Here is a 22,058-nt window from a genome sequence, read left to right as displayed (position 1 = left end):
CTTAAAAAGAGCTAATATACATCAACCATAAAGAAATAATTTAGAATTAAAAAAGAGCTAGTCTAAAAACCGAGAGTATGGATTTTAGATAGCTCTTTTAGTTATTTTGTTTTTTAAAAGGAAATATCTACTATTTATCTAGCAAAACGATGGTTTCCAATAGTAACCGTTGCTTCTCGTGAGAAAACCCAGTCACTTGTAGCTGTTTTTGGATTAAAGAAATAAAGAGAACCATTTCCTTTTCCATCTAATGCAATTGCTTCATTAACTGCTCTTTTTGACTCCGCATCAGCTGCCTTATTAATTTCCCCATTTTGAACAGGGGTAAAAGCATAATATCCATTCGATTTTTCATAGATGACATCACGAATAGTATTCGGAAATTGATTACTTTTTACTCTATTCAAAACAACCACTGCTACTGCAACTTTTCCTGCATATGGTTCACCAACAGCCTCAGCGCGAACTAATCTCGCCATTAAATCTTTATCGGCTGGTGAAACAGTGGCATTTGGTAGAATAATATTTTGACCTGTAATTAAGGCTTTGCTATTATTTGCTTTCATTAAATCACCGATTGGAATCCCAAAGCCCTTAGCCACTTTCCAATAAGTATCCCCAGACTGAATCGTTCGATTCGTTGCTGCATCTGCTTTATCGATTAACATAAATGCTGAAATAGATAGCACTAATCCAGCGGCTACTATTAATTTTTTCAAAACTCTTACCTCCTAGTAGTCGTTGTTTCTGGTGTCTTCTATTAGGCTAGCAGATGTAATATTTCGATTCATCGTCCAAAAAGTGGTAAACAAAAGATTGCTAGGTTGATAGCTTACTAGAAAAGAGACTTACAACATGGTGGAAGTATTAACCAATCGAGTTAGTTAGCAAATAACATCTAAATTTAGGAAATTTTAGGCAAGATTGTTACAAACCATTTTTATCTGTAACAAAAAATAAGAAGGTACTAAAAAAAATTTAGAGACTCATTTAATGACAAGAAAACTGCTTTTTTAAAAAATCAAGTGCTGGTCCAATTTCTTCTGCAAAATTCCGCCAATTACATTCAATGGAGATTCTGCCATCATAGTTTGCTTTATGTATGTTTCGCACAAACTCAGGATAGGGATACATTCCTGTACCAGGAGCCAGCCTATTCGTATCAGCAACATGGATATGCTGGATAAAATCTCTATATTCATAGAAATTCGTAAGTGGTTCCTTTTCTTCTTCCATATGATAGAAATCAGCCAATATTTTTAAAGATTTTTGATTAAATTCCTTTGACCATGCAGCAGCTTCTGAAATACTATTAATAATATTCGATTCTTTTTTGTTGAGCGGTTCTATTACAATCGTTAAGCTTAATTGGTCCGCCATATCCGATATTGTCGATAAAAAGGCTGCCATTTGTTCTCTGCCCTTTTCTTTCGACAGTCCTTTCGGAAAACTTCTTGCACCACCACTTCCGAATACAATTGTGTCCGCACCTATTCGGCAAACACGTTCTAATGCAGATTTTAAATAATCTTTCACTCGCTGATTATCTACCTTATCTCCCACTATTTTTAAGTCACTTGGCAAAAGAATATTAAAAGCTTCAATAGGTAAAGGTGATGCTTGATATTTTTCTAATATTGTTTTAAATACCTCTTCCTTTTCTTCTGGCATCAAGGAAATAACCGTACATTCGATAAAATCATACCCCGCTTTATCCAATGCCTCTGCCTGATCAATAGCAGCGCAGCATCCGAACCTCATAGGATTTCCCCCTTACATAAGAATATTTTTCATATACTTACTAAACTGCTTAAAGGCTATTTCCGGCTCCTCCAATTCAGGACACCACTTTTTTTCCCATTCCAATGTATAGTAGCCATCATACCCGTTCCTTTTTAATAAAGTGTATATGTCTTGTAATGGTATATCCCCATCTCCTAAAAGACAAAGCTGATAGCCTCTTTCTGCTTCCTTTTTTAGATAAGAATCCTTCCAATGGGTATAGGCAACCCATTCCCCAAGATTCTCCCAAGTAACATCAGGCTTTTCGCCAATTGTTCGATAGGGATGATGGATATCCCATAATACTTGCAAATAATCAGAGGAAACTCGCTGAACTAGCTCTTTCACATATCTGCTATCTGTCCAATCATCATGTGTTTCTAGGAGAAGTTTGATATTAATATCCTCTACAATCGCCAAATAATCATGAACATTTCTCTCAGCGATTTCCATTGCTTCTTCTCTCTTCCACTTTCCAACCGCTCCGCCAAATACACGAATATAAGGAGTGTTGAATTTCTTACAGAGCAATGCGTATTCTCTTAATTCCTCTACATACTTCTCATATTCTTCTTGCGATTGAGTAACCAATTTGACTGAACTGGAAAAACACGGAATTTCTAAAGAAGCTTCCTTAAAGAGACGTACCGTTTCTTTTACGTTTGTTGAAAATTCACGAAGCTTATATAGATCAAGTTCTCCTAGCAGCCCACGAAAATCAATACCTGAATAACCATTTTCCACTGCATGTTGGATAATTGTTTCTAAATTCCAATGAGGACATCCAAGAGTAGTAAAAGCTAATTTCATCTTCTGTACCTCCCACATTTTTCTTATTCTTAAAAAAAAGGACAGACTAATCTGCCCCTGTCTTTAATGAGAACCTTTCACATCTAATGTAATCGATGCATGCTTGTTCTTTTTAAAAGTAGATGTCTTAATTCTTTCTTGTAATTTAGCATAAAAAAGATCTTCGTTAATAGGGAGTTCAACCCAATCATCGATCCATGCCGATAAATGCATGGCATTCGAGATTTCCAATCCCTTTATGCCTTCTACACCAGGTCCAAGCAGCTCTGTCCCATTGCGGATAGCATTTACCCAATTTGCTGTGATCCCCTTATGCTGTGTTGCTTCTCCTTTAATAGGAATATCAATTTTCCAGCATTCTGGTTCGCCAAATCCCCCTTTATATTCTTTATTGAACTCCCTTTCCGATTGTCTTAGTCGCCAGAAGGTTAACTTTCCATCCTCTATGACTACTTTTCCGCGATCACCCGATATTTCATAGCGATTCGTTCCAGGAGAATCACCTGTAGATGTAACAAAGACGCCCGTTGCTCCATTTTCATATTCCACATATGCGGTCACATCATCTTCTACTTCAATATCATGAAACTTCCCAAATCCACAAAATGCGCGGACTCGTTTAGGCATTAATCCACTTGTCCATTGCCATAAATCCAGTTGATGCGGATCTTGATTTAGAAGAACTCCGCCTCCTTCCCCAGCCCATGTCGCTCTCCAGCCACCTGAATCATAATAACTTTGTGAACGATACCAATCTGTGATAATCCAGTTTGTTCGTTTAATTTCTCCCACTTCGCCACTTTGCACAAGCTCTCTCAGCTTTTGATATAAGGGATTGGTTCGCTGATTAAACATAATCCCAAATACCTTATCGCTTTTGCTTGCAGTCTCGTTTAATTCCCTTACGTTTTTTGTATATACACCTACAGGTTTTTCAACTAAGACATGAAACCCTTGTTCTAGTGATTGAATCGCCAATGGTGGATGATCATAATGAGGTGTTGCAATAATAACTCCATCCATATCCGAACATTCAAAAAAGCGGTCAACATGATCGAACTGCTGAACATGCTCTCTTAATGTTTCCTTTGCCCATTTCAATCTTTCTGGATTGCTGTCACACACAGCAATTAATTCCGCTCCCTCAATTTCGCCATTATTTAAATACATTGCATGCGAACTTCCCATATTACCAATACCGATAATGCCTATTTTGACTTTAGCCAATCTTCTCCGTCTCCTTCCTAACCTCTCTTTTTCATTTCTAAAGCTTTACTGCAAAAGTCTTGTTAAACGTTTAAGATTTTCTAAACTTATTCGGAGACTATCCATCGGATCTCCTGGACAAATATCTTGTTCAACTGCATACCATTCAACCCCAGCTTTTTTGCACCAATTTAAAATAGGGGGAAAGTCGATCAGCCCTGTACCAACCTCTGCAAAAGTTTGCCTTTCATCATTTGTCATATCTTTTAAATGAATGATTGGCATTCTATTTGCATAGGGTTTAAGAAATTGCAGCGGATCTTTTCCAGCCTTTTTTACCCAGAAAACATCAATTTCCGCAAAAATCTTATTATCGGAAGTAGGCTCCAATAAATATTCCAGCGCTGATTTCCCATCTATGTCTGTATCAAATTCAAAGGCATGATTATGGTAGCTGATGCGAAATTCTGGTGTTTTTTCAGCCACTTCATTCAAAAGCGCCTTTACCCCCTCATACCCGTCTTGATTTCTTACATCCTCTGGTAAAAATGGGCAGACAATATCTTTTGTGTTATATAGCTTTACTTCCTCCACTACTTGTTCTAAATCGTTTTCTAACCGATCAAGCGGGATATGTATTCCAGCTGTGCCTAGATTATTTTCCTGTAAGGCCTTTGCAACTTCATGCGGATCATAGTCAGCAGGTAATGCAGATAGCTGAACCCCGTCCCAGCCCATCCCCTTCAACTCTTTAAATACAGGGGAAATTCCTCTCTTTAATTCTTCTCTTACTGTAAACAATTGGGCAGCAAACTGATTATGCATCGAACTCGCTCCTTTTTTTGTAAAATAAAAGTCGATACCTCTATCTTAATCGCTAAAATGAGAAACACATCAGCTAATCTTGTTCATTATTGGCAATTATTTTACCCCTATTGCTTTTTCAATGTCTTAAGGCAGACGATTTGCTCAATCGTGCACAAAAATAAAAAAGGTATCATTCTTAAGTAAATATAATCTCCTAAAAAACTACATATCTCCTAAACTTCGATTGGAAACAAGGACTTCATCGATTCTGATTTCCCTCTTCAGCATAGATGATTGGATGATCGCATCAATCATTTGTAAGGAAGACAGGGCATCTTTGACATGTATATAGTCCCTTCTATTCTCTAGAATACAAGCATAAAAGCCGTCAATCAGTTTTTTATGACTTGCTCCATAATAAAACTTAGAACCATAAAGCTTAGTATCTTCTTCTATCACTATCTTACCGCCATTATCATCTAGCATCGTTAGCCTATTGTCCTTAATGGTCAACTTTTGATTTTCGCAGACGATTTGAAGCTCTACACTTGAGTTATTTCCATTCGCGTTTGTAGCAAAAAAGAACCCATTAATCCCATTTTTGAAAACTATTCTGGCTGCTGCCGTATCTTCCGTTTCAATGCCATAATCAAGAAGCTGGTCAACAGTTCCTCTTATTGTCGCTATTTCCCCTCCCAAAAGCTGCATTAAATCTAAAGTGTGAATCGCTTGATTAATCATGACTCCCCCACCAGCTAAGTCTAATTTCCCGCGCCACGGCTTATTGTCATAATAGGATTTTGTCCTTGCCCAAGTGACGATCCCTTTGATCCCTACGATTTTTCCATACTTATTTTCTGCGATAATCTGCCGTAGTTTTTCAACCGTTTCATTCAAGCGATTTTGAAAACAAATAGCGATTTTCACTTGTTTGTTGTCCTCTTCAAGTTTCAGTAGTTCAAGACCTTCTTCTGTGTGTAAAGCCAGTGGCTTTTCTTGCAAGACATGGATGCCTTTTTCCACACAAGCTTTTGTCACTGGATAATGAAGATAATGTGGTAAACAAATATGTACACAATCTAACGTTTCCTTTTCAAGCATTTCTTGGTAATCTGTATAAAAATTTACCCCCTGCACACTCTCCCTTCGTGTTTCATCGATATCACTTACTGCTACTAACTCAGCTGTTGGGTTTGCTTGAATAGCAGAGAGATGAATACTCGATATATCACCGAGACCAATCACAGCTATTTTTAACATTAGACATGCTCCTCCTTTTATAAAAAACAGGCAGACTGGATACACCTTTTTTCTTTTTTTTAGTTTCTAGTATCCCATCTGCCTCATTCCTGCAATTTAAAGTCTATCTTCTAGCGGTTTTTGACCCACTCCGTACTTTCCTTTTGCGCTTTTTCCAGCGCATCTTCTGCACTTCTTTTTCCTGTTAATGCTGCTTCAATTTCAGACGTTAAAATATAACGTGGCTGTGAAGATCCCCACGGATATCTTGGTGTCATAGGAGTAGACATCGCTTCAAACACTGAAAGCATCAAAGGTTGTTCTTTCACACTATCCCATTCTGTTGCTGATTTCACAGATGGTACTAAACCAAGTTCTTCGTAGACATATTTTTGAACAAAATCACTTGTGGCAAATTTAAGCCACTCCCAGGCTAATTCTTTGTTCTTGCTGTCTTTGGCAATGGTAATTGGACTTCCTGCAAATAATCCGCCTTGCCCATCATCATTCTTGAACTCTTGCGAAATGGCAATTCGATCGCCAAGTCCTTGAGCATAGGCTGGTTTTACCGTATCACCAGGTCCCTGGTTTAGCATAATCGCAATATTATTTTCTTTTGTTAACCATTTTTCATTGCCTTGGTTACTCACAATGCCTTTAGGAGCATAATTTTGCATATCTAATAGCCAATTTAAGCCACTCAGCATTTCTTTTGAATTAAAAGCAAATTCAACCTCATCCCAGGCAAATCCAGTTCCCCACTGTCCGTTTTGTCCTTCCGCCAAATCGACTAAAGTGAAGGCAGAAGACCAGTCACCCCGGAACCAAATCCCATAGTTTTGCTCCCCTGTTTTCGGATTTTTCCCAGTCATTTGTTTCGCCTTTTCTGCTACTTCCTCCATTGTTGGATACTCAGACAAATATTCTACTCCCCATTCATCAAATAACTGTTTATCATAGCTGATAAAACGTGCATCACCCAAAAATGGAAGTCCGAAAATATCTAACTCCTTACTATCTGGACCTAATGCTTTCCACCCTTCTACTTGATTATCAATAAAATTATCTAAATCAAATTCTGGATCTTTCTCAATCCATGGCTGCAATGGTTCTAGAACACCTTGTGGAGCAAAATCAGCAACACCTGGCATTTGATACACATCTGCTTCCCCTGACGTAATCATTGCTTGGGTTTTCTCCGTGTATCCTTCCCAAGGCATCAGAACGAATTTCACTGTGGCGCCAGGATGCTGCTTTTCAAATTCTTCTTTCAGCACTTTTACTCCTTTTACTGAATCACCTGTAATCGGATCTGTCTTGTCTTCCATCGCGAAATCACCAATCATCATAACGGTTATTTGCTGTCCTGCCCATTCTCCATCCTTATCGGAACCTGAAGAACTTCCTGATTTAGAACTACACCCAGCAAGCGCAGCACTTATTACCATCATCCATGCCAAAGCAAATGCAGCCGTCTTAGAAAATAACCTCTTTTTCATTTTCCAACCCCCAATTTATTTGAATGATCTATTCCCCTTTGACACCACTCAATGCAATACTCTGGATAATATATTTTTGTAAAAATAAATACACAATGACAATTGGTAATACACTTACTGTTGCTAGGGCCATCGTTAACCCGCCGAGACTGGACCCATTTTCCAGCGAGAAACTCGCTAAATAAAGCGGAATCGTCTGCAAATTCAAATCATTAATAACAACTAATGGCCACATAAAATCATTCCAGCTCCAGATGAACGATAAAATGACCATTGTTGCTGCTATCGGACCTGCCAGCGGCAAATACACACGGAAGAAAATTTTAAATTCTCCCGCCCCGTCAATTTGTGCCGCTTCCCTTAATGTATCTGGCAGCTGATCGAAAAACTGTTTACATAGAAAAATAAGCATTCCACTAATAACGGATGGAAGAATTAAGGGCCAAAAAGTATTTAATAAGCCAAGTTGATTAAAAAAAGTATATAAAGGGATTAACCGTGGTTCCATTGGAATCATTAATGTACAAAGAACGATGACAAACAAGACTCTCTTCCCCTTGAATTTCCCTTTTGAGAATGCATACCCCGCTAATAAAGAAGCAGATACACTTAAAAAGACAGAACTTACGGTTACAATGGCGGAATTAAGATAAGCTTGAATAAGTCTCCCATTCTCAAAAACGATCCCATAATTGAAGGATGAAACTGCTTCTGGTATTAGCCGCGGCGGAAAAGGCATGACAATATTAGCCGTTCGATCAAACCCTACGCTGATCATCCAAACAAATGGCGCCATCAAAACTACTCCAAACACAAATAGTACAATATACTTTAGAATAACTGTCGTTCTTTCCAGCTTTTTCATGGAGATCGTATTTTTCATCGTCTCCCTCCCCACTAAATTAGATTTTCATTTTCGACATTTTTAAGTTGATAAACGTAAAAATTAAAATAATAATGAACATAATATATGTGGCAGCTGAGGCAATCCCGAATTCAAAACCGGTAAACCCACGCTCGTAAATAAAGGCTCCCATTGTTTGTATAGAACGAGCAGGGCTTCCATTTGGTCCTCCTATTACATACACCTCATTAAAACGTTGCAGCGCTCCAATCCAGCCTGTTATTAATAAGAAAGCAAAGGTACCCGTCATATTAGGAATCGTAATGAACAGCCACTGCTGTAACCCACTTGCTCCATCAATTTTTGCAGCTTCATACATTTCTGAGGGAATCGCTTGAAGATTAGCAAGACATATAATGATAACAAAGCCAATCCAATGCCAAACAGCCAGCAGTATAACGCCCCATTTAGAAGTACTAGGCTCAGAAAACCACCCTGGAGTCGGCAGTCCCATAGAGTCTAACGCAAAATTAACAATTCCCATCTCTGGATGTAAAACAAATTGAAAGATCATGGCCGCAGCAACAATTGAAGTAACATTGGGCAAGAAGTAGATAACTTTAAAGAAATTTTTTCCCTTTCCAACAGAGTTAATTAAGGTAGCAAAAATGAATCCTAAGGGAATGGTGATTAGCACTTGAAATATTCCGATAAAAAAAGTATTCCAAACAGCATTCCAAAATGGTCCTGATGTTAAGACCGTGCGAAAATTATCTAAACCCGTAAAGCTTTCTATTGTTCCATTTGATTTAAAAAAACTTAATCTAAATGATTCAACAACTGGATAAACCATAAACAGCAAAATCCCTAAAAAACTAGGAATTAAGAAAATATACCATGTCCATTGTGTCGTTCTTCTTTTCTTTTTCTTCTTCGCAGCCTCCATGTACATACTGGTTTCCGTAGCCGTAACATGATTATTTTCCATAAAATCTCCTTTCCTTAATGGATTGGTTTTCCTTTTCTCTCATTATGACAACGCTTTCAATTTTATAGAAATAATCACGAGATACTAACAATATCTCGCATGCTCATTTCTATAAACAATACTATTACTTTTATCGAGGTTACGTGTTTATGTTCCCTTCTGATTCCATTGTATGAAAGTTATCTACTTTTAACGTGGATAGAATTGTGTAATCTGATGAAGAAATTGTTTTTTATTGCTCTTTTAAATAATCATATTTAAAAATCGGTGCTGTAGAGACATTGTGGGAGAATTTAGCTTAATTCGTGTTTTTCATACGAATGGCTTTGCTATTACGGTATTCTGTAGGAGTTAGTTTCATTTGTTTTCGAAAAAAACGACTGAAATGAGAGGAATCTTCAAATCCTGATTCAAGAGATACTTCAAGAATCGATTTGTCTGGATGTATCTCCAGCAAATATTTGGCGCGGTTTATTCGACAGCTCATGATATATTGCATAATTGTATATCCTGTTACATCTTTAAAAATTCTCGACATATAATACTTGCTAATATTTAAATGATGGGCAATATCATCTAAAGTGATTGGTTCACAGAAATGCGTATCAATCCATTCAATCATTTTTTTGACATGAAGATTTTTATCAGATTCAGCATGAATATTATGTTCAAGTTGCTGCTTACTTAACTCATAAACCTTAAATAAAAGCTGCATCAGCATCGCTGTTAACTCTCCCACTTGGAAGCGATCGTCGACTGCGTTTTCTTCCTTGGATCTTTTCACTTTCTCTGCCAATTTCTTTATTAATGCTTTTACTTCAGCAGACTGTCCTTTATCTTTTATATGAAATAAAGTATTGCTCAATTGATTAAATGGCGATAACAATTCCGGGACATTTAAATTGTTTAAAAGTGGACGCAGCCATTCGGAAGAAAATTCAATCACACTGCGCTCATAATAAGCGCCAGGCTCAGGATAAGCTCGATGTAATGTTAGGCCATTCATAATAATTAAGTCATCCTCCTGTAAACGATAAATCCGATCACCAATTAAATATTTACATTCTCCCCCATGAAAGTAGTATATTTCATACCTATCATGAGAGTGGTAACTAAAATCTTCATAAGTTTCCACCTTATCCATTAAACGATAGAGTGCGATTATTTTTTCCGTCATCCTTAACCCCTCCTATTTAAAACGTTTTCAAAATATTAAAAATAAACTTGCCACCATCCCCAACTAATATCTTTGCTGAAAATTTTTCTTTTATTTATTCTCTATTCTTATGATAGTCACCTTTTAAAATTACAAAATTAATGTATATGAATTTTGTATTGCTTATTCCATATAAATAAAATGGAAATGCTAACTGAAGATTTTTAAACTCTCAAAATTGTTCTCTTTTAGAAAAATGAAATTTGTCCTAAACTACTTACTTTAAATGTAACCTCACTTTTCTCCCTTGTTTCTTCATTTAACACTCCACAACCAATAAAACGAGTACTTTTTACCACCAGTCTTATTAATCCTTTGCAGAAAAATAGAAAAAGCCTTTCAAAATGTAATTAACCGTTCTGAAAGGCTCTCTCCTAATTACAGTGCCAACACTGCATATTAATCTCTTGATGCATCATAATATATTTTTTAAAAGTCGTAAATTTAATTATATATTCAATTTATAGTAGTGTAAGAGTATTTTCATACTAAGAACCCCCACTTATAGAGTGAGGGTCTTGATTGTGTATAACTACCTCGCTTAAAAGTAGTTATGTGACTATTATACTACGAACAAAGAATATATGACCATAACTGGTAATGTTAGATTGTTGCACCTTTTAATCCACGTAATGCTTTATTGTTACATTCCCCTTCTATCTATAAAGGTAACAGCAAATGAAATACTATAATACCAACGGGATAGATCCAAAGCAGCCACTTAATGGTTCCCACATTAATTCTTTTAGAAATACCTTGGAATATTTCCGGTATGAAGATAAAGAAAACCTGACATGCTATTCTTAATTTCTGCCCGTCACTAAAAGGAATGAATTCAAATCCGTCTGCAGCATTCCCATCAAAATTACCTAAATACATAAGGAAGTTTTCAATCGGCAATACCAAACAAAGCAATATACGGCTTATTTGTACAACCGGACTTAGCTTTTTCTTTTTTAACCCTTTACAGGATAAAATAATTCCTGCAATGGCTAGAAGTAATGTACCCGAACTTAAATATACTTGCTCAGTGATATATTTCAATAAAAACCCTATTAAAAACATAATATCTCCTTTAAGTTTTTATATACTCACCCTATATCATTAAATAATACGCAGCATTTTGCATGAAAGTACCTCACCGTAATCGGTACGGGTTACTAATGACTATCAACCAAAAATATGGTCTTCTTGTGACATGGGATGGATTAATAATTCATCTTGTATTTTTTCAATGTTCCCCATTTTTTGATTGCACAGGAAATCTCATAACAGCTTTTAGACCTTTTTGGTTTGTGCCTTTTGAAAGAATGAGGTGACCATGGTGAGCCTGAAGAATTCTTGCTACCATCGGAAGCCCCAGACCATGTCCTTGATCATCAGTTTGCTTTCTCGTTGATGAATAAGGCAACTCGGTTATCTCCGCCAATTTTTCTTGCGGAATTCCTCGTCCATTATCACTTACAACAAAAAAATATCGGGAGGAATCTTCGGATAGAAAAGTTTCCAGTATGATTTTACAGCCTTGTGGGTTATGTCGCACACTGTTATTAACAAGATTTCTGATAGCCCTAAGTAATAATTTCTCGTCTCCAGTGATTTTAACTGCTTCTTCGGCAAGCTTCAATTCAATCTCATACTGGTCGTCTAATCCACTATTCAGAAATTCCGCAACAACTTGTCTTGCCAATACTGACAGACGGATACTCTTCAAATGCAAAGGCTGCATTTCATATTCGAGCATCGAGACCAAATTCAAGTCGCTTACAAGTGATCGTAGCTTCTCACCCTGTCGCCTAATAATACCAGCCTGATACCTTTGCTCCATAGGCAACTCTGAACCATCTTCCATCTCGCTTGCATAGCCGAGGATCATAGATAGAGGTGTACGAATATCATGGGAGATTCCAGCGATCCAGTTAGAACGAGCTTCGTCTTTTGTCTTCAATGCATCCGTCTTTTTTTGAAGCTTATCCGATGCAGCATTAATGCTATGTGCCAAATCACCAAATATGCCTTTGGAATCTAACTGAATTTTCTCCTCCCTTGCTAGTTTGTGGACACCCTCTACAAGGGGACGTATTCCTCTTATAAGACGCATACCAATCAGAACTGAGATTAGTAGAGCCAGGGCCACATTAACAACTAGCAGCAGAATAAGCTTAAGAGGTAATGAACTCACCCAATCAGAAAGAAAGTCAAATTGATACTTCCAATGACTTTCCTTGGGGTATCCCACCACAACCAATCCATCATCATGCTCCCAAACATAAACCGGATATTCCATAAGATAATACCGTGAAAACTTGGCTACATCGACTAGGTTGTAGGTTTGTGGAACATCATCAGGCAGGTGATAATCCCATCGCACATGCCCATCTTCATCAAGCAGCATCGCCCATGATTGATTGCGTTTCAACAGCATTGCTACATCCTCATCTATACGATAGCTATCGTTCTGTTTGCCTAGACCTTCGGCTACTTGCCGAAGCATATCTTCAGGTGACGGACTTTGGTTAATTTCCTTGAATACCAGTGTCCCTAACAGAACCAAATTAAATATAAGCAAAAATATCGAGATAAAGATGGTGGTGGTGACGAACCGTCGCAAAATGCGAATAATCCCTTCCACCTAATCTGTCTCCTGTAGTAGAAGTTTATATCCCAGTCCCCTAACAGTAATAAGATGGATTGGTTTAGAGGGATCTAGTTCAATTTTTTCACGGACTCGCCTAATATGAACCATCAATGTATTTTCGTAACCATAGCTGTCGTCTCCCCAGGCAGCCTGACATAACGCATCACTCGTAACAATTTTCCCCTCGTTTTCGTACAACTTTACAAGAATAGCATGTTCCTTCGCAGTCAATGAAAACTCTTTCTGGTCACTGTAGCTTTGCACAATAGCGCTCTCCAGATTGATTATACGATCCCCCAACTGGAAAACAGATAGTTGCTCTGTCACAGGAGAAGCGTAAACGCGCTTTAAGATTGCCATAAGCCGTAATATTAGCTCGCGGGGTAGAAATGGTTTCACAATATAATCATCTGCGCCTAAACCCAGTCCGAGCAAACGGTCTTCATCCTCTCCACGGGCAGAGAGAAAAAGCACCGGTATATCTGAAAGCTGTCTGATAGAAGACAGAAGGGAAAATCCGTCGCCATCAGGTAACATAACATCAAGAATCGCAATATCCGGTTTGTCTGTTTTGAAAAAAGACAAAGTCGAAGCACAGTCAATAGCAGTAAAAACGCGAAAAAACCCCTCTTTCCTTAAAAATTTTTCAATCATTATTCTGATTTCAGGTTCATCATCTACAATTAATATCTTTTTTTCTTTTAAATTCGCCAATCTACATCACCCAATTTTATTATACATGCTTAAGAAAATAATTAATATTCTTTCAATTCCCAAGTTAAGACAGAAGTGAATGTTGAGTATTAAAAAGCTAAGACAAGCCATTCATTTTTACGTTTATAATGATTAAGGTCATTTTTTGTATCGTTATCTCAACTAGATATCTTTGAGAAAGACCTTTTCTTCTTTAAATCTTTTTACTTTCGATATCGCTGTTTTACTGCTTCAGGTAGCCCCTCGAAGTCTATCTCTTCCCAATGTGTAACTCCCCGAAACCCCGTGTGATATAGTTGAATATAAGCCCCTTCCCTCAATTGTTTCCCAGCGGAAAACTCAAGTTTTTTTTCTTCTCCTTTTTCGTTAAAGGCAGCTAGTACATAATCGTACCGTTCATTGTCATCTTGAACACCGGAACCGGTTATCATAGTATAGTAGACGGTTTTTCCAGCAGGGTTATCAGGTTTCAACTTTTCTGGATTCATGAAGAACATCCACAAGCAAATCCCAATTATGATGACGAGCCCCAGCATTAGCAATATTTTTTTCATCACAAATTCCTCCTAAGCTCAATCAGGATGATACAATATCTTTATTTTTCAATCGATGAATAAAGATAGACGCAAAAATAACAACAAAAGCCATGTTCATAGCCCAAAATTGAATGTTTTGTAAGCCAGTAAGCTTATCCTGGCTTAACACGCTCATACCAATGGTGAGTAGCGAGAAAGGGAAAAGCAGGCCCAACTTTGCAATATACATGCCCAGACCGATAAAGACTGCAAGAAGGCTAATACCAATAGGTGTAGCAAAGCTCCGAATTCGCAGCGATAAGCATAATTGAAAGGCAATAATAGATAAAGAAGCATACCACCCACGTATTATCCAACCCAAAGTCTCAATAGGGAAAGGTCCGGGTAAAGAGAATAGGATGCCTGCAATTAAATAAAGTCCCATAAACAACGCTTGTGCAAATAAGATTAAAATGCTAACAACAAACAATTTGGCAATAAACACACTTGCAGCCGATACAGGAGAGGTCATTACCATATGCCAATTCCGGTTTAGGTTCTCCAGCCTGCATACATATGCACAACAAATAGCTATCAAGATTGGTAGGAAAAACTCACCATAAAAAAGGCTCACTTGTGTCCATAAGCTATACCATCCATTTTGCAGAACACCTTGGTTAAAATAATAATTTGCACCTCCAGTTAGAAGGCTTAGGATAGGAAGCACAGCAAGTACAAGACCAATCCGGGTATGCCTTAATTTCAACCATTCAGCAGAAATACTTCGTTCCATCTACTTCCCTCCCTAAATTTCCTGCCGGTTTACATGAATATTTCCGGCAATATAGAGTAGAACAGTCATAATCAATGCAGCCACAGCAATTTCGATATCTATAGGTTGCATTATATAAGTGCCAGAAGACTCGGCGTATCGAAAAGTAACTGGACTGATATCCAAATAATAAGACCATATAAAAATATGTCTAAGAGCAGCTGGTATCAATCCAGCGGTCATTCCAATAAAGCCACCCACCATGCCCAAACATAAAGCAAAGGCTTGATTTTTTATAGCAAAGGAAATCCATTGCTGAAGTGCCGTAACAGCGAGTGTTGTCAACAAAGTCCCCATAATAAACTGGCTGAAAAATTCGATAGGTGACCCTGGAAAGTCATTTATCAGTCCAAACACAATCATGAGTACAGTTTGTGCAAAGATGCCAAACAAGAGCAAGCTGTTAGCACATATATACTTCGCTATATAGAGATGATTACGGCTTACATTGGTAGCAACAAGCATTTTCCATGTAGACCCTTTATGCTCCATATCACAAATTCGTGAGACCACAATGGCTGAAATAATAGGCATAAAAAGCCCATTCATAGAGGATACATTAAAAATGACAGATTCCCAGATGGCGTGATTTGGATTACTAGCAATGGATCGACTAATAGACATGAAGGTCCACAGCATTTCTACAATAAGAAATAACAGAATCATCATCCATATTTTTTTGCGGCGAATTTTGAAATATTCCAATCCTAATGTTTTAATCACAAGCTTCGCTCCTTTCCTGTCAACTCTAAGAAAATATCTTCCAGACTTTTTTTCTGTTCCTCGATCCGTGAGACAGGAATGTTATGTTCAACAAGTAATCTATTCATTTCTGCCACCTCCATATCCTCAAGATGACCTAACCATAGCCGACTTCCGGTTATAGCTGGACTGTAACCCTTAGTAATAAGTAATTGTTCCGCTTTGGCATTGTCTCCAGTTTTCAGATAGATTGTAGAACTGCTTTTTTGTCGAAGGCTTGTCATGCTACCTTGGAACAGCATATTCCCTTCACTGATAATACCTACAGTAGTAGCTATCTGATCAATCTCTGAGAGTAGGTGGCTGGAGAGTAACACAGTTATCCCATAGCGTGTAGGGAGGGCTTTAATAAGTTCTCTAATTTCACCAATGCCTGCGGGATCGAGACCGTTCGTCGGCTCGTCAAGAATCAGTAGCTTGGGGAATGAAAGAAGAGCCATTGCGATTCCTAGTCGTTGTTTCATTCCAAGCGAATATTGCTGTGTCTTTTTGTTTTTCTGATTTTCCAGCCGTACAATACGAAGCACCTCATCTACATTTTTATCTGGTACATTTCTCAGGCGCTGCATGACCTTCATATTCTCAAGCCCTGTTAGATGTCCATAGTAGGAGGGTGACTCAATTAACGATCCGGTCCTTTGCAGAATAGATTGACGTTGCTTTTCAAGACTCTCACCAAAAATTTTGATTGTCCCTTCCGACTTCTTGATAAGTCCGAGTAGCATTTTTAGCGTGGTTGTTTTCCCCGCACCATTTGGACCTAAAAAACCATAAATCTCTCCTTCACGAACATAAAGGTCAAGTTTATTTACACTGTTAACAGCCCCATATGTTTTAGTCAGATTTTGCGTTTGTACAATAGTTACCGCACTCATTATCAAATCAGCTCCATTTAAATCATATTTCTTGATATTTCTCCCCTGTTTCAAAAGTAATGAACCAACCTTTCCTCAATCTAAAGAGAACCTTACATCAACCTTAAATCAATTAGTGTTGCATTAATTTTTCTCTAATCGGAGCTAGAATTCTTCCTGTTTACATGCCCATCTTAAAAAAGGGACGATTATCGCGCACTTGCATTTGCATAGGAATTCCTTAACCTTAGGAAAATAAAGAGCAACAAGGCGTGGAAAACAAACATATGCTTTAACATAAATAAAGCCGATTCTTCCTACGCTAAGGAATCATCGTTATATACACAGGGCATTAACTTGTCTATTTTGGTTCTTCCACTTTTATTTTTTAACATAGGAATAGAAAATTGATCTTCCATTTGTATCATTAATCTTGCTAACTAATGTTCATTTTGAAATATCATTAAACATTCAAGATAAGCGCTTTTTAACCTCGTATGATTTCATGTAAAAGATTAATCAATAGTTATTTGTTTTCCTTGTTGACTTAATATCGAACTTTTCCTTTTTATAAAGTTATATCCAATCATAGACATCATCAAGATAAATCCACTTACCTTCCATTCTTTTAGGAATTCTATTTCTCCCTCCAAAATTTTATATAGCTTTTCTTTGGCCGTTTCAATTGGTCCAAGTCCATATATATTGATGTTTTACCTTCTTCCCCTTCTCTATAAGATTTACGAATATACAAATACACCTTTCCTTTAGGTTTCTTAGTTAAGTAACCCACCCTAGGAAAAGTATTAAGAGTTCAACTTTAGTCAAACTAGAAATACCCTATTGAGAGATTTTTTTGGTGGATATTCTAAATATAAATATTTCTTTTCCAGTGCCTTTTTCGGTGACATAATTGATACATTATAGTAAACTATATATAAACTTAATAAAAATATTATCAAATTATACACAACAATTAACCATATAAAGAACAGGAGAGTGAAGCTCATGCCCTTAATCAAACTAGATATGCTGGAAGGCAGAACAGAAAATGAAATAAGACAAATTCTGGATGTGACTCACGATGTGATGGTACGCAATTTTCAAGTTCCTGAACGAGATCGCTATCAAATTGTCTCGCAGCATAAACCGTATGAAATGATTATTCAAGACACTGGTTTAGGATTTGAACGTTCAGAAAAGATGCTTGTTTTTACCATTACAAGCAGAGAAAGAAAACAAGAACATAAACAAAAGTTTTATCAGGAATTAACTGAAGAGTTAGAGGCCAAATGTGGTATCGCTCCAAATGATGTAATGGTTTCATTCATGATTAATGGAGACGATGACTGGAGTTTTGGATTTGGTGAAGCACAATTCCTTACTGGGAAACTATAAAACGAGATTCTACTTTTTGTAGAGTCTCTCTTTAATTTTCCGCATAAAAAAGATACCTCTTTTCAAAGGTACCTTCAACAATTATCTTTATTCACTAAACACCAATGCCTTTTGACTTGTTCCAAACTCTCTAATTTTATTTCGTACTGTTTCTTTCACTGCTTCCATTCCTGGTGCAAGAATAAATCGTGCATCATACACATTAGGATTTTCTGTTAATACTTGGCGAACTGCTTTCGCCCATGCCTGTAAGCATTCTGTATTTACATTTATCTTTGCATGCCCTAATGCAATCGCTTTTTTTATTTGGTGATCAGGTATACCGGAACCTCCATGAAGCACTAATGGCACACCTGTAAGCCCTGCAATTTGTTTCATTTCTTCGAACCCTAATACTGGCTCTCCCTGATATGGTCCATGAACAGATCCTAATGCTGCAGCCAAGGCATCTATTCCAGCCTCTTTCACTAGACGAGTGCATTCAAATGGATCTGCATATTGAATCCCTCCAATTAATCCGTCTTCCATTCCTCCAACCGTTCCAACTTCTGCTTCTACCGATACTCCTTTTGGCTTTGCGTACTCTACCACTTCTTTTGTCATTAAGATATTTTCTTCGATAGAATAATGTGATCCATCTATCATAACCGAACTAAAGCCTGCATCTATCGCTTGTTTACATCTATCAACACTCATTCCATGGTCGAGATGTAGTGCGACCGGTACGGAAATTTTCAGTTCTTTTATAAGCTCCTTAACTCCAGCTGCTATGGTTTTAAATCCACCTAAATAATCGACTAAACGATCAGATGCCGCTACGATGACCGGCGACTTTTCTTCTTCGGCAGCCTGGAGAATCGCTTGAACCCATTGGAAATTATTCATATTATATTGACCAACTGCATATTTTTCCCGCTTTGCTTTTTGGAGCATATCATGCATGGAAACTATTGACATAAAAGCCGCCTCCTTTTTTTCTGTATATTCTGAATATTAATCGATGAAAGAATCCTTTAGAGAGGTGAGTTATCTTTCAAACTCTTCCTCTCTATTACTATCAAAGCCTTACTTCACTTCTTCTGTTAAGAAATAGGGCGCCAGCACTTTAAGCGTTTTTTCTTTAGCTGTTTTCACTACTTCTTCTGCCTCAAGTTGATAATACTCTGGTCTAAACACTTCTATAGACGCGTGATCAGAAAACCCTTTTTCCTTTATAATTTTCAAAATGCTCTTTAAATCGATTACGCCATCTCCGGGAAAAACTCGATCTTCATCCAGCATGATTCCCGGAATATAGTCTTCTACATCGTTAATATGAAATAAAAAGACTTTAGAAAAATCAGTATTTCTTAAATCTTCTAAGGTAGAATTCATTGCATAATACTGATATGTATCGAAAACGATGCCGACATTTTCACGATCAACTGCAGCTACAATCTCATTCGCAAAGCTCAACGTATTAACGGTAGCATGTGGATGACCAATAAATTCGAGCGCTAGTTTTACCCCATATGGTTTAGCTAAATCAGATAGTTCCGTTAAAACTTCGACACAGCTTTGCTTAATGACCGGCCGCAGAATCTTCTTTTCTGATACTAAGGGAACGACTACCATTCGATCGACATTTAATATTTTCGCATATTCAAGCATTTCTTTATATTCTTCAAGCAGTGCTTTGTAGTCTTCATCAGTGCGGTTATTAAAGTAAACGAGTGCATTCAACGATAATGGCTTTAAGTGATGTGTTTGAAAGAACTCCACTAATTCCTCAATCGAATGTGTCTCTAAATACTCCTTTAACTTATCAATCGAGCGGATTTCGATATAATCATATCCATATTTTTCAAGCAGTTGCAGATCTTGCTCTAATGTGGAATTTTCTAATGTTGTCCCTTGGTTCATTGCTAACTTCATCAGCAATTCCTCCTATTCTATTCAATATTTAATCCTTCCTTAATAGACTTTAAAGTTACTTCATTTGACCAGTCTGGTTTGTCCGGATAGGCAAATACAGAGTTGGTTACAATTCCATCAAATTTAAATTCTCTTAACTTACGGTAAAGCGTATCAAAATCAATTTCCCCTTCACCAGGGTTTAAATGTTGATGGATAGTAACATTTGCATTTGGTGGATTTACGATATAACGAAGCCCGAATGCAGCTTTATGGTTCATCGTATCTGCGATTAATACATGTGCAAGTAAATCTTTTGCTTCATCCAATTGTTGAGCGATATCCCCTTTTCCATCATCATAGAAGAAGGCATGGGCTACAGAGTAGACTAACTTAATCCAATCCTTATCTAACGCACGAATCATCCGCACCGCTTCTGTATTAAGCTCGATAAAATCATTAGGGTGAGATTGTAAATTTAGTTTGATTCCTTCTTTTTCAAAAATAGGTATTAACTCATCCATTGAACGAATAAAAGCTGCTTCGCTTTCTGTTGGACGACTCTTATCACCAGCAAACTCGCTGTTCATTAAATCCACCCCTAATTCAGAGGTAATCTCAATACAGCGTTTCCAGTTACGAACAGCTGATTGCCGTTCTAATTCATTTGGCGAAGACCATTGTTGTACAGGTAATACAGAAGAAATTTTCACTCCTGCATCCGAACAGTATCGCTTCAAGTCTTTGATTAGTTGTTTATCTACCTTTGGATATTCATAAAACCAAATAAAGTCTTTACGAGGCGAAAGTTCTACATATTCGTACCCTAGTCTTGCGACATGATCAATTGTTTCTTTTAAGCCGGTATTATCTCTATAATGAGATGGATCATAAGCTAAACGCATGTTCATTCCTCTTTTCTTTATATACTTTTTAGATAGTAGACCGCTATTTTCCCAAAATAGATAGCGATCTACTAAAATAATAAGTTTCTAGCTATTAAACATTTGTCGGCTGCACATTATCTTTATAAAAGCTTGGTTGTTCTTGCAATACTATTTCTTCTTTCACTCCCGAATTCTGTGCTTTAATACATGCATCTGCGGTAACTTGAGCAATATAGCCATCCCATGCTGTTGGACCATTGGGCTCACCAGTTTCTTTGATTGAATCCATAAAATGCTGTAATTCCACATCGTAGGCATCTACAAAACGTTTCTTCCAATCCATCAAAATTTGCGATCCTAATGTAGCATTTTTGCGGAACGGAACCGTTGCAACCTCTGGTAATTTTACAATCCCTTCTTCTCCAACTACTTCACATTGAATATCATAGCCATATTTGCAGTTAACAGAGATTTCCGCATTTATAACAATACCTGATTTAGTTTCTAAAATTACTACTTGAGGATCTCTTAAATTCTCATGGGCATACCGATTCCTTTTCGGAAACAATACTTGCACCGACTTATAATCATCATTTACGAGCCAATGCAGAACATCAATTTCGTGAATTAATGTATCACTTATTGCCATATCCGTAGAATAAGTTGTGCCTACTTCTGGATTGCGATGTGCGCAATGAATCATTAATGGATCTCCGATAAAATTAGCATCAAGTAGTTCTTTTAATTGAACATATCCACTATCATATCTGCGCATAAATCCAACTTGCACCAAACGCTTTCCATGCTTCATTTCTGCTTCTACAATACGCATACATCCCTCAGCAGTTGTCGCAAGCGGCTTCTCACAGAAGACATATTTTCCTGCTTCGATAGCAGCCAAAACACTTTCTTCATGTGCAGGTCCCCAGCTTGTTACAAAAACAGCATCTACATTTCCATCTGCAATTAACGATTTATCATCTGGAAATATCCCTGCATTTAAATTAAATTGTTCCACTGTTGTTCTAGCAGATTCTTGATTCACATCCGTTACGGCAACAATCTCTCCGCCTGCTAGCTTTTTTGTAATTCTATTAATATGTTCTCTGCCAATGGCACCAGTTCCAATTACACCAATTTTTAATGTCATATTATTTATACTCCTTCCAATTTA

General features: G+C 37.3%; 22 protein-coding genes. 1 reads left to right on the top strand and 21 read right to left on the bottom strand.

The genetic code is table 11. The features are described from left to right. Positions 1-134 precede the first annotated feature (134 nt). From NSS71_RS01690 to NSS71_RS01610, 17 genes are all read right to left on the bottom strand, one after another. Entirely contained in the window at positions 135-668 is a 534-nt protein-coding gene (locus tag NSS71_RS01690; RefSeq protein ID WP_047941620.1) for a cell wall hydrolase, read from the bottom strand. Between the two features lie 322 nt (positions 669-990). Next, positions 991-1,761 (bottom strand): sugar phosphate isomerase/epimerase family protein, encoded by a 771-nt coding sequence (locus tag NSS71_RS01685; RefSeq protein ID WP_047941500.1) that lies wholly within the window; start codon positions 1,759-1,761, stop codon positions 991-993. A gap of 12 nt (positions 1,762-1,773) precedes the next feature. Further along, complete coding sequence (locus NSS71_RS01680) at positions 1,774-2,592, bottom strand: sugar phosphate isomerase/epimerase family protein (protein ID WP_341151254.1); 819 nt, start codon at positions 2,590-2,592, stop codon at positions 1,774-1,776. 63 nt (positions 2,593-2,655) lie between these two features. Next, entirely contained in the window at positions 2,656-3,819 is a 1,164-nt protein-coding gene (locus tag NSS71_RS01675; protein ID WP_047941498.1) for a Gfo/Idh/MocA family protein, read from the bottom strand. A 45-nt stretch (positions 3,820-3,864) separates the two neighbouring features. Then, positions 3,865-4,623: a sugar phosphate isomerase/epimerase family protein gene (locus tag NSS71_RS01670; protein WP_341151253.1), complete on the bottom strand. Its 759-nt coding sequence runs from the start codon at positions 4,621-4,623 to the stop codon at positions 3,865-3,867. A gap of 204 nt (positions 4,624-4,827) precedes the next feature. Next, the gene (locus NSS71_RS01665; protein ID WP_341151252.1) at positions 4,828-5,865 is read right to left on the bottom strand and encodes a Gfo/Idh/MocA family protein; all 1,038 of its coding nucleotides are present in this window, start codon (positions 5,863-5,865) and stop codon (positions 4,828-4,830) included. A 110-nt stretch (positions 5,866-5,975) separates the two neighbouring features. Next, the gene (locus NSS71_RS01660; RefSeq protein WP_061799776.1) at positions 5,976-7,343 is read right to left on the bottom strand and encodes an extracellular solute-binding protein; all 1,368 of its coding nucleotides are present in this window, start codon (positions 7,341-7,343) and stop codon (positions 5,976-5,978) included. A gap of 28 nt (positions 7,344-7,371) precedes the next feature. Continuing rightward, positions 7,372-8,226, bottom strand: coding sequence for a carbohydrate ABC transporter permease (locus tag NSS71_RS01655; protein WP_047941494.1), 855 nt, complete (start codon positions 8,224-8,226; stop codon positions 7,372-7,374). 19 nt (positions 8,227-8,245) lie between these two features. Continuing rightward, positions 8,246-9,175, bottom strand: coding sequence for a carbohydrate ABC transporter permease (locus NSS71_RS01650; protein WP_061799779.1), 930 nt, complete (start codon positions 9,173-9,175; stop codon positions 8,246-8,248). A 298-nt stretch (positions 9,176-9,473) separates the two neighbouring features. Then, entirely contained in the window at positions 9,474-10,352 is an 879-nt protein-coding gene (locus NSS71_RS01645; protein ID WP_235844516.1) for an AraC family transcriptional regulator, read from the bottom strand. 699 nt (positions 10,353-11,051) lie between these two features. Then, positions 11,052-11,456 (bottom strand): hypothetical protein, encoded by a 405-nt coding sequence (locus NSS71_RS01640; protein WP_047941492.1) that lies wholly within the window; start codon positions 11,454-11,456, stop codon positions 11,052-11,054. A gap of 166 nt (positions 11,457-11,622) precedes the next feature. Next, on the bottom strand, positions 11,623-13,023 hold the full coding sequence (locus tag NSS71_RS01635) for a sensor histidine kinase (protein ID WP_341151251.1): 1,401 nt from the start codon (positions 13,021-13,023) through the stop codon (positions 11,623-11,625). Beyond that, positions 13,024-13,743 (bottom strand): response regulator transcription factor, encoded by a 720-nt coding sequence (locus tag NSS71_RS01630; protein WP_047941490.1) that lies wholly within the window; start codon positions 13,741-13,743, stop codon positions 13,024-13,026. Positions 13,744-13,946: 203 nt separating this feature from the next. Next, positions 13,947-14,297, bottom strand: a complete 351-nt coding sequence (locus NSS71_RS01625; RefSeq protein WP_061799781.1) for a YxeA family protein — start codon at positions 14,295-14,297, stop codon at positions 13,947-13,949. 22 nt (positions 14,298-14,319) lie between these two features. Continuing rightward, positions 14,320-15,051, bottom strand: coding sequence for an ABC transporter permease (locus NSS71_RS01620; protein WP_047941488.1), 732 nt, complete (start codon positions 15,049-15,051; stop codon positions 14,320-14,322). A gap of 12 nt (positions 15,052-15,063) precedes the next feature. After that, the gene (locus NSS71_RS01615; protein WP_144544464.1) at positions 15,064-15,813 is read right to left on the bottom strand and encodes an ABC transporter permease; all 750 of its coding nucleotides are present in this window, start codon (positions 15,811-15,813) and stop codon (positions 15,064-15,066) included. Beyond that, the gene (locus NSS71_RS01610; RefSeq protein WP_047941486.1) at positions 15,810-16,727 is read right to left on the bottom strand and encodes an ABC transporter ATP-binding protein; all 918 of its coding nucleotides are present in this window, start codon (positions 16,725-16,727) and stop codon (positions 15,810-15,812) included. The genes NSS71_RS01615 and NSS71_RS01610 overlap by 4 nt, the downstream gene beginning before the upstream one ends. A 987-nt stretch (positions 16,728-17,714) precedes the next feature. On the opposite strand from NSS71_RS01610, the gene NSS71_RS01605 reads away from it, so the two are divergent. Continuing rightward, complete coding sequence (locus NSS71_RS01605) at positions 17,715-18,104, top strand: tautomerase family protein (protein ID WP_047941485.1); 390 nt, start codon at positions 17,715-17,717, stop codon at positions 18,102-18,104. 87 nt (positions 18,105-18,191) lie between these two features. On the opposite strand, the gene fba is transcribed toward NSS71_RS01605, so the two are convergent. The 4 genes from fba to NSS71_RS01585 all read right to left on the bottom strand — a co-directional run bounded on the left by fba (position 18,192) and on the right by NSS71_RS01585 (position 22,034). Further along, positions 18,192-19,061, bottom strand: a complete 870-nt coding sequence (gene fba / locus NSS71_RS01600; RefSeq protein WP_061799784.1) for a class II fructose-1,6-bisphosphate aldolase — start codon at positions 19,059-19,061, stop codon at positions 18,192-18,194. Between the two features lie 108 nt (positions 19,062-19,169). Then, complete coding sequence (locus NSS71_RS01595; protein WP_047941478.1) at positions 19,170-20,018, bottom strand: sugar phosphate isomerase/epimerase family protein; 849 nt, start codon at positions 20,016-20,018, stop codon at positions 19,170-19,172. Between the two features lie 17 nt (positions 20,019-20,035). After that, positions 20,036-20,902, bottom strand: a complete 867-nt coding sequence (locus tag NSS71_RS01590; protein WP_047941477.1) for a sugar phosphate isomerase/epimerase family protein — start codon at positions 20,900-20,902, stop codon at positions 20,036-20,038. A gap of 94 nt (positions 20,903-20,996) precedes the next feature. After that, positions 20,997-22,034 (bottom strand): Gfo/Idh/MocA family protein, encoded by a 1,038-nt coding sequence (locus NSS71_RS01585; protein ID WP_047941476.1) that lies wholly within the window; start codon positions 22,032-22,034, stop codon positions 20,997-20,999. Positions 22,035-22,058: the final 24 nt, after the last annotated feature.

The organism is Niallia sp. FSL W8-0951 (assembly GCF_038006525.1).
Lineage (GTDB): Bacteria > Bacillota > Bacilli > Bacillales > Cytobacillaceae > Niallia > Niallia circulans.
This window is presented reverse-complemented; position numbering and strand designations above follow the sequence as displayed.

What these genes read in the sequence shown, in the direction of transcription:
- NSS71_RS01690 (WP_047941620.1), bottom strand. Translation starts at nt 668, where the DNA reads ATGTTAATCGATAAAGCAGATGCAGCAACGAATCGAACGATTCAGTCT.
- NSS71_RS01685 (WP_047941500.1), bottom strand. Translation starts at nt 1,761, where the DNA reads ATGAGGTTCGGATGCTGCGCTGCTATTGATCAGGCAGAGGCATTGGAT.
- NSS71_RS01680 (WP_341151254.1), bottom strand. Translation starts at nt 2,592, where the DNA reads ATGAAATTAGCTTTTACTACTCTTGGATGTCCTCATTGGAATTTAGAA.
- NSS71_RS01670 (WP_341151253.1), bottom strand. Translation starts at nt 4,623, where the DNA reads ATGCATAATCAGTTTGCTGCCCAATTGTTTACAGTAAGAGAAGAATTA.
- NSS71_RS01665 (WP_341151252.1), bottom strand. Translation starts at nt 5,865, where the DNA reads ATGTTAAAAATAGCTGTGATTGGTCTCGGTGATATATCGAGTATTCAT.
- NSS71_RS01660 (WP_061799776.1), bottom strand. Translation starts at nt 7,343, where the DNA reads ATGAAAAAGAGGTTATTTTCTAAGACGGCTGCATTTGCTTTGGCATGG.
- NSS71_RS01655 (WP_047941494.1), bottom strand. Translation starts at nt 8,226, where the DNA reads ATGAAAAATACGATCTCCATGAAAAAGCTGGAAAGAACGACAGTTATT.
- NSS71_RS01650 (WP_061799779.1), bottom strand. Translation starts at nt 9,175, where the DNA reads ATGGAAAATAATCATGTTACGGCTACGGAAACCAGTATGTACATGGAG.
- NSS71_RS01645 (WP_235844516.1), bottom strand. Translation starts at nt 10,352, where the DNA reads ATGACGGAAAAAATAATCGCACTCTATCGTTTAATGGATAAGGTGGAA.
- NSS71_RS01640 (WP_047941492.1), bottom strand. Translation starts at nt 11,456, where the DNA reads ATGTTTTTAATAGGGTTTTTATTGAAATATATCACTGAGCAAGTATAT.
- NSS71_RS01625 (WP_061799781.1), bottom strand. Translation starts at nt 14,297, where the DNA reads ATGAAAAAAATATTGCTAATGCTGGGGCTCGTCATCATAATTGGGATT.
- NSS71_RS01620 (WP_047941488.1), bottom strand. Translation starts at nt 15,051, where the DNA reads ATGGAACGAAGTATTTCTGCTGAATGGTTGAAATTAAGGCATACCCGG.
- NSS71_RS01610 (WP_047941486.1), bottom strand. Translation starts at nt 16,727, where the DNA reads ATGAGTGCGGTAACTATTGTACAAACGCAAAATCTGACTAAAACATAT.
- NSS71_RS01605 (WP_047941485.1), top strand. Translation starts at nt 17,715, where the DNA reads ATGCCCTTAATCAAACTAGATATGCTGGAAGGCAGAACAGAAAATGAA.
- fba (WP_061799784.1), bottom strand. Translation starts at nt 19,061, where the DNA reads ATGTCAATAGTTTCCATGCATGATATGCTCCAAAAAGCAAAGCGGGAA.
- NSS71_RS01595 (WP_047941478.1), bottom strand. Translation starts at nt 20,018, where the DNA reads ATGAAGTTAGCAATGAACCAAGGGACAACATTAGAAAATTCCACATTA.
- NSS71_RS01590 (WP_047941477.1), bottom strand. Translation starts at nt 20,902, where the DNA reads ATGCGTTTAGCTTATGATCCATCTCATTATAGAGATAATACCGGCTTA.
- NSS71_RS01585 (WP_047941476.1), bottom strand. Translation starts at nt 22,034, where the DNA reads ATGACATTAAAAATTGGTGTAATTGGAACTGGTGCCATTGGCAGAGAA.